General features: G+C 62.6%; 7 protein-coding genes and 1 pseudogene. 5 read left to right on the top strand and 3 right to left on the bottom strand.

All coding sequences use genetic code 11. From position 1 onward, the window contains the following. From ACTHL0_RS00960 to ACTHL0_RS00950, 3 genes are all read left to right on the top strand, one after another. Positions 1–623: FliG C-terminal domain-containing protein (locus tag ACTHL0_RS00960; protein WP_440564687.1), on the top strand; the 623-nt coding region annotated here is incomplete at its 5' end. A gap of 86 nt (positions 624–709) precedes the next feature. Then, a complete protein-coding gene (locus ACTHL0_RS00955; RefSeq protein ID WP_440564686.1) occupies positions 710–1,474 on the top strand; it encodes a flagellar motor protein in 765 nt (254 codons plus the stop codon). Between the two features lie 48 nt (positions 1,475–1,522). Then, complete coding sequence (locus ACTHL0_RS00950; protein ID WP_440564685.1) at positions 1,523–2,221, top strand: OmpA/MotB family protein; 699 nt, start codon at positions 1,523–1,525, stop codon at positions 2,219–2,221. A 23-nt stretch (positions 2,222–2,244) separates the two neighbouring features. On the opposite strand, the gene fliD is transcribed toward ACTHL0_RS00950, so the two are convergent. Then, positions 2,245–3,669 carry a flagellar filament capping protein FliD gene (gene fliD / locus ACTHL0_RS00945; RefSeq protein WP_440564683.1) on the bottom strand — a complete coding sequence of 475 codons (1,425 nt, stop codon included), beginning with the start codon at positions 3,667–3,669 and terminating at the stop codon, positions 2,245–2,247. 446 nt (positions 3,670–4,115) lie between these two features. Next, positions 4,116–4,202, bottom strand: a pseudogene (locus ACTHL0_RS00940) (type II toxin-antitoxin system MqsA family antitoxin); the annotation flags it as partial. A gap of 192 nt (positions 4,203–4,394) precedes the next feature. Between ACTHL0_RS00940 and ACTHL0_RS00935 the strand changes: the two are divergent. Both ACTHL0_RS00935 and ACTHL0_RS00930 read left to right on the top strand, forming a co-directional pair. Beyond that, a complete protein-coding gene (locus ACTHL0_RS00935) occupies positions 4,395–5,162 on the top strand; it encodes a tetratricopeptide repeat protein (RefSeq protein ID WP_440564682.1) in 768 nt (255 codons plus the stop codon). Positions 5,163–5,315: 153 nt separating this feature from the next. Beyond that, positions 5,316–5,969 (top strand): DsbA family oxidoreductase, encoded by a 654-nt coding sequence (locus ACTHL0_RS00930; RefSeq protein WP_440564681.1) that lies wholly within the window; start codon positions 5,316–5,318, stop codon positions 5,967–5,969. Positions 5,970–6,546: 577 nt separating this feature from the next. On the opposite strand, the gene ACTHL0_RS00925 is transcribed toward ACTHL0_RS00930, so the two are convergent. Beyond that, positions 6,547–7,719 (bottom strand): lysozyme inhibitor LprI family protein, encoded by a 1,173-nt coding sequence (locus ACTHL0_RS00925; protein ID WP_440564680.1) that lies wholly within the window; start codon positions 7,717–7,719, stop codon positions 6,547–6,549. Positions 7,720–7,820 lie beyond the last annotated feature (101 nt).

The raw sequence follows: 7,820 nt of genomic DNA, 5'->3' as shown, positions 1-7,820 counted from the left end.
AGCACCTGAGCGGCAATTCCCGCTTCGGGGGTGATGCGGCATCGAACCGCCAGGTGGTGACGTTCGATCCGGCTCGCATTACCGAGCGCGCTCAGCAAGTGGCGGATCAGGATCTCGATATTGCCATCAACAGCGAGCTCGAACTGATCGAGCTTGCCGATCTGGAAGCGCTGGTCGGCGTCGAGCGCAAGATGCTGCTCAACAAGCTGTCGCATGACGAAATCGCCGAAGACGTGTTCGCGTTCCGCAAGACGAAGGTGCTGCACTACGTGGAAGAGAAGGGCGTCAGCTACTTCGCGAAGCGCGCACGCGGCAGCGGCGACGTCAAATCGATCGAAGACATCGAGTTCGTCGACCACCGTACGCTGTTCGACGTGGTGAGCGGGACCGATACCTATGATCTGGCGAAGCTTGCGGCATCGATGGGCGATCAAGCCATCGTCGAAAAACTCTTCTCCGTCATGACCGAGGCGCGCAAGAACGAAGTGTCGTGGGTGATGCGGCGCGATCTGAAGGTCGACCCAGCCGAAGTGGAAGACATCGAGCAACGTTTCCTCCAAAGCATTCGCGAGCTCAAGGCGGCGAACAGCCAGGCACCGGTTCGGATGAGCCGCGAAGCGTGATGCGTGCCGCGACGCCGTGGTAATCGCGGCGCCTGCGGATTTTGCCGGCCGTCAGGACTGCAAAAAACGGATCGTTTGGAGACCTTATGGATTTGCTAACCATCATCGGCGCGCTATTCGGCGCGGCGGCCATCGGCGTGGGTTTTTGGCTCGAAGGCGGACACTTCACGACGCTGATCCAGGGCGAAGCATTCGTGATCGTGCTCGGTGGCACCTTGAGCGCGGTCATGATTCAGAACACATGGGCGCGCTTCTTCGACGGCATCAAACAACTTCATCTGGCGTTCATGAAGGCACGCCAGGTGGACCGGGACAGCTTGTCGACCTTACTGGAGTGGGGCGATCAAGCCAAGCTGAACGGCATGCTCGCTTTCGAATCGATCGACGCGACCGGCATCAGCGCATTTGCGAAGCGCGGGTTGGAATTGCTTGCGAACGGCGTGCCGACGGCTGTGCTCGAGGACGCGCTGCATCGCGAAATTGCGGCCTACGAACGCAATCGGATGGCCGCGGCCCGCATCTGGCAGCAGGCGGGCGGTTACGCACCGACGTTCGGCATCCTCGGCGCCGTGCTCGGCCTCATTCATGTCACGGGGCATGTGCTGGAACCGGCACAACTGGGCAGCGGGATCGCTACGGCATTTACGGCGACGTTGTACGGCCTCGCGTTGGCCAACCTCGTCTTCCTGCCGCTGTACGGCAAGATCAAGGCGCAGGTGGACAGCGAACTGCGCTTCCGGCGGCTCTACATGGATGGCTTGCTTGCGATTTCGCGCAAGGAAACGCCGCAGATGATCGAGACGCGCCTGGCAGCCGAAGTGCGCGAGCGCGCGGCCGAATCGCTCGCCTGATCGTCGCGGCGATGCACATCCGATACCTATGAAGGGAGCGAATGCCAGATGAGTACGTTGGCGGACGGCAAACGCGTCACCTCGAGCGAGGCGGGGTATGACGCGCACGATCAGGCGGAAGAGCACTCGGAGCGCTGGCTCATTTCCTACGCGGACCTCATCACGACGCTGATGGTGTTTTTTCTGGCGCTTTACGTGCTTGAACTCGCGAAAGACCGCGATTTGCAGACGAAGGCGTTGGAAGCGCAGGGGGCGAGCACGCGCGTGCAGGCCGCGACAAATGCGACGCAGGCCGCCGATGCGCGCAAGGCCGCGGCCCGCGCTGCGCTCGTGGCGTTGCTGAAGCCGCTCAGCGACGAGCATGCCATCACGGTGGCCGATTCGCCCCAGGGCGTGGAGATCGCGATCAACGCAAAGATTCTCTTCACGTCGGGCGACGCGCGGTTACTGCCCGATTCGATCGACGTGCTCGACCGCGTGGCGAAAGTGCTTCAGACGCATTCGGCGAAGAATATTCTCGTCGAAGGGCACAGCGACAGCGTCCCGATCTCGAACGCGCAATACGCCTCCAATTGGGAGCTATCGGCTGCGCGGGCGGGGGCGGTCGTTCGATTCTTTGTGGAGAAGGGCATCGAGCCGCACCGGCTCTCCGCGATCGGCCGGGCGGACAACGTGCCGCTTGTACTTGGCGACGATGCGACCGCGCGCGCCGCCAACCGGCGAGTGACGATTCTGGTTCAGGAGTGACGGCCGCACCAGCGCCCGATCAATTACCGCTTGTTCAAGGCGCCGGGCGATCCATCGCCGCCGAACAGGTGGTTCAAATACGTCTTGCTGTTGCTGATCGATGTCAGTAGCCGGTTGAGTGCAGTGAATTCCGCGTTGTACTGCGAGGTCAGCGTTTGCTGATACGTCGCCAAATCGCTTTGCTGCTTCGCGAGCGATGATAGATCCGCATTGATCGAGGCCGTGCGTTTGTCCATCTGCCCGATGGTCGACAGCGTGTACTCGCTCAGCAGCTTGTCCAACTGCTGACCGATCCCGTTCGTTCCGTTGAACACCGACGAGGCCATCGTCGGATCGGCGGCGAGTGTCGATTGCAGCTTGGAAGCCGAGAAATCGAGCGTGCCGTCGTGTTTTAGATCGAGGCCGATCTGCGCGAGACTGTACGTCTTGCCACCGACGGTGACCCCGCTCGACAGGATCCCGGCGATGCGGTTGACCGCCGAGTTGAGCATCGAATCGCCGAGCAGGGGAGCGGCGAACTTGCCCGCCGGGTCGTAGGACGATTGGGACTTCTGGGCGGAAACCCACGCGTTATAAGCATCGGCGAAGCTTTGCACGGCCTTGCCGATGGCGGTCGTATCGGTATTGACGCTGACCGTCTGCGTCGTGCCCACGGCGTCCGATGTCAACGCGAGCGTCACGCCCGTGAGTGCGTCTTTGACGATATTGCTGGCGCTCGTGGCCGTGTTGCCGCTCACCGTCAGCTTGGCATCCTGAGCGGCCGTGACTTGTTTGAAGTTCGCCATGTCGAAGCCGGCGTCCACGCCGGTGCCGGCCGAAATCGATAGCGTGTTGGCCGCCCCCGTTTGCTTCGACGTGAGCAGGAGATGCTCGCCGTCGCTGCCTTTGACCACCGCGGCCGTCACGCCGGGATTCTTCGACGAACCGTTGATTGCCGCCGCTACGCCGGCGAGCGTATTGTTGTTCGAATCGAGCTCGATCGACATCGAGGCGTCGCCGGCACCGATCGTCAGCGTGCCCGTGCCGAGGGCGGCATCGTGCGCATACGCCTTCGAAGAAATTTGATTCGCTGTGGCGAGTTGTTCGACGTTAATCGAATACGAGCCGGCGGCCGCGCCGGCCGAGACCGTCGCCGTGATGCCTTTGCCGCTGGCGGTGGCGGCGAACTGCGAAAAGAGACTGCCGTCGGCGAGGCCCGTGAGTGATGCCTTCAGGGTGGACAATGCGGATTTGATCGTGCTGAGCGCCGACAGGATGGCATTGCTGCTTTGTTGCTGACGGGCGATTGCGGCGGCGTGTCCGGCGGTTTTTCCGATCACGAGCGCCTGGACGAGCGTGTTCACGTCGAGCGACGAGCCCGTGGCTCCGCTGAGGATCGATTGCGCCGCCTGTTGGATCGGCGTGGGTTGCATAGTCGAACTGCCAGACGACGAAGAAACCGAACTCATTCAAGGGCTCCGTGCGCGACCGCGTTGATATCGGGTTTTTCTTTTGAAGGCGAATTGTAATATAAGGCTGTAATTTTTGGAAATACTTGTGCGTGGGTGCGCAGGCTTGTCGATGTGTGCGCGGAATACCGGGGCTTGCTCGATCTGTTAGGGCGGGCGGCTTGAGGCCTCGCATTCGAACCAGCAGCGGGGGCATTGATGCGCGCGCAACGCGAGCAGCTCGTTTCCGCCGATCCGCGCGAGCGCTTAAGGCGGCGCTCGACGTACACTCGACACGTTATCGTCGCTGCCGGCTGTGCCGCTGGCATCGATCAGCGCATTCAATGGGCCGGCGGGCAGTTCATCGGGGAGCGAGCCCGACCCGACCAATCAGGTGCTTGCGTTGATCAAAACGCAATTCGCCCGGCCGCTCTCGTTGGGGATGCTGGCTAAAGCTGGGATTTGCCTCAGGCAGCTCTAACCTCTTCCAGCAAATCGGGGTGACGATCCAGCACTTTCAATAGCTTCACTAGTGCGAGCGGCGGCTTCGTCTTGCGGTGCATCCGATCGGCGCGCAGCGCGAACCGCTCGCCCGGTATGGCGAAGAAAGGGGCAGGCAGCGGCGCCTGCGTTTTGGGCGATTCCTTAAGTGTGGCTTAAGCGGCCTGGGCGACATTGCCAACTATCGGGCGGTTGCCTGATAGCCTGATAGCCTGAGTATCCGACACGAGAAACGAACGAACGCCATGCCTTATTTCTTTGGAATCGGTCTGCACGTCATCGTCGCGATTTATTTCGCGGTGCACGCGGTGCGTCATCAGCAGAACGTCTATTGGCTGTTCGTGCTTTTCGCGTTCCCGATGCTCGGCAGCCTCGTTTACTTCGTCGCCGTTTACCTGCCGAGTCTGCGCCAGTCGCGCGGGGCCTATGTTGCTGCTCGAGCGATTACCCAATTCGTCGATCCGAATCGCGCGGTGCGCGAAAGCCGCGCGCAATTCGATCGTGCGCCCACCGTGGCGAGCCGCATGCGGCTAGGCGCAGCATTGTTGGAAGCGGGGCAGGCGAACGAGGCGATCGAGCATTACGACGCTGCGGCAAACGGCCCGTTTGCTGACGATCCTGCGTTGCTGTTCGGCTTGGCACGGGCCCAGTTCGCGTTGGATCGCTACGCTGCGGCGGACGTTACGTTGGCGCGTCTGTTTGCCGCGGATCCGCAGCAGCGCAATCAGGCGGAGCCGGCTTTGCTTTACGCGCGCACGCTTGCTGCGCTCGGCGCACCGGGCACTCGTGCCGCATTCGAAGGCGCGTTGGCGTGCGCGAGCGATGCCGCGCCCCGGTGTTTGTTCGCGGATTGGCTCGCGGTGCAGCCGGACGAGGCGGATCGCCGGCGTGCCGAGCAGTTGTTTCGCGAGATCGTGCAGGACGGCAAGCATTGGCCGCGATTCGCGCGCGAACACAACCGCGAGTGGCTGCGACGCGCCGAGTCGGCGCTGGCGTCGGCACCGGCGCATTGAGCGAAGGAGAGGCGCGCGGATTGCTGTCGTTTCTTCTTAGGGGAGACACGCTGTTGCCCTGCCACACGCAGATCGTCAATTCGCGTTACGCTCCAGGCTGGCGCTGGCAAGGAGCCCGCAGGCCAGCTGGATAGATGATCTGAGAAGGCAGCAATGACCGCACAACCGCTTCAAATCGATTTTGTCTCCGATGTCACCTGCCCATGGTGTGCGATCGGACTCTCCTCGCTCAATGAGGCGCTCGCGCGTCTGGGCGATACCGTCGATGCACGCATGACCGTGCATCCGTTCGAATTAAATCCCGATATGGCGGCGGGGGGCGAGGACATCGTCGAATATCTTGGGAAGAAATACGGACGCACCCCGGAACAGATCGCGGAGACGCAGGCGATGATCCGTGAGCGCGGTGCCGCCGTGGGTTTCGAGTTCGGATCACGTCCGCGTGTGTACAACACCTTCGACGCTCACAGGCTGCTGCATTGGGCTGGGATCGAGGGGAGGCAGGTGCCGCTCAAGCTGGCTCTGCTGAAGGCCTATCACACCGACGGCAAGGACCCCAGCCAGCACGGCACGTTGATCGATGCGGCGCAATCGGTCGGACTTGACGAAGCGCAGGCGCGCGAAGTGCTCGAAAGCGGCAGGTACGCCGACGAAGTGCGTGCCGAACAACAGGAATATCGCGCGATGGGCATACAGTCGGTGCCTGCGGTGATTTTCAACGGACGTTATCTGGTGAGCGGGGGGCAGCCCGTCGAAGTGTTCGAGCGGGCGATTGGGGAGATCGTGGCGTTGGCGAGTTCGTCATAAGCCACTGCGCGGCGTTGCAGGGTACCAGGGCGGCGGAGGTTTTCCGCTTGGCAGATATCGCCACCCCTACGCGACCGATTCCTTTCGCGCCGCACGCAGCCGACACGGTTTGCTGACCGGGCTTATTGGGGCATATCGCCGTGACCCCCGCCTCCTTCCTGGGTCGGAGTGGACGTTGGGCCGCTCGTGACCGAAGGCGTGGGCTCCGGCGTCGAAGCGGTCATATCGGGAGCAGCCGGCGCCGGGATGGACGCAGCGGGGGCAGGGGGTGGCGCGGGAATAGCGCCAGCGCTGGCTGCAGGACCCCAGGGGGCAGCCGCAGTCGAGGGTTCGCTCGAAGCCGCAGGGGCGGCCGCGTCCGACGCCGCAGGGGCGGGCGATTCATCGCTGCTCTTGCCGCATGCGGCCAGGGCTATCGCCGCAACCGCGGACGCCACGAGGAACGGGTTCTTCATGATTACGTCCTTTTTATAGTGGAAAAAAGAGTCAGAGGAAACGCCACGATCCTAGCGATTCGAGCCGATCTTTAGATTACCCAACGCGGCCGTTCGCTGCCAGCCTGTCCCGCGCCAGCTGATCATTTATCCAGCGCTTCCAGCGAATCGCCCGCAAGCTCGAGTTGTGTATTGACCCAGTTGAAGACAACCGCTTTCGCCGCCTGCTGCGCTTGCTGTTCCGGCAGCCCGCGCTGCTCGTGCAGCCAGCCTGCGGTGGCGGACACCGTGTCGGGCAGCGCCTTCAGCGCGGCTTTGCGCTGTGCGTCGGGCCAATCCTTGCTGTCGTTCCAGTCACGGAGATTCCCGGTGGGATCGGTCGCGTCCTTACGCAGGGCCGGTGTGAGGAAGTCTCGCGGCGACACAGTCGCGCGCAGTTGTAGTACCGCAAGGCTGGCATACGACGCGAAACGCATGGTGCCACCTTGAGTGGCGATCGCCTCAACTAGTGGTTGGAACGCATCGGTGAGACGCTTCCACGCCGGCAGCTCGAACAGATTGCCGCTCGGTTCGCACACGGGCGCGGAGCCATCGCGGGTCGAACCGTACAACGCGCCCATCGCGTCGTAAGCCGCATTGCCCTGGCGGGCGAACACGAAGCAGTGCACATAGGGGCGACCGGTGTCGTAGCTTGCGCGTTCGATCTGCATGCGCAGCAACGTCAGCACCTTTTGAGCGCGGCTGATCTTCGGGTCCTTCTCGACGTCTTGCAGTAGAGACTGCGCGAACGAATCGTCGGCCAGCGCGGCGACGGCTTCTTGGTGGCGGGCCTGCGCTTGCGCATCGGTCACGCCTGCCGAGGGCTCGAACTGATGCAGATAAACGAGCCACGCGGACGCAAGGCCGCCGTGATAGGCGCGCAGCCGCGTTGCGGCATCCGTTGGATCGGACGGGATCTGCGCGATCGCTTGGTCCAGCGCTTTGGCACCGCTATTGCCGAGCGTTTGCAGCGTTGTCAGCCTGTGCGTCATGCTCTGCTTCAAGCAGTCACGCGCGCTCGCGGCCTGCGACGCGCATGCATTGCGCTCGATCAGCCAGCTGCGCTGTGCCTTGCGCGTGGTCGCCGCTTCATCGGCGGTCAGGTTGACGAGCGTGTTCTGATATTGCTCCGCGAGTTGATCGTCGAGTGAGCTCAGGGACTGGTCGGCGCAAATCGCTTTTTCAACGCCTGATGCCGCCTTCGCGCAGTCGAACGATGCGCCGAAGGCATGCGACGCGCATAGCAGCATGGCCAGGCAGGCGACTTGGTATTTCATTTCAAGCAATCCCGTGTTAGTTGTTTGATGCGCCGGTGTGATGCAGCGCCGGGGCGGTATTTTGGCAGTCCGCTTTTCTCGCGAGACGGAGATTCGGCTAG

Origin of the sequence: Trinickia sp., assembly GCF_051961175.1 — a bacterium.
Taxonomy (GTDB): domain Bacteria; phylum Pseudomonadota; class Gammaproteobacteria; order Burkholderiales; family Burkholderiaceae; genus Trinickia.
This window is presented reverse-complemented; position numbering and strand designations above follow the sequence as displayed.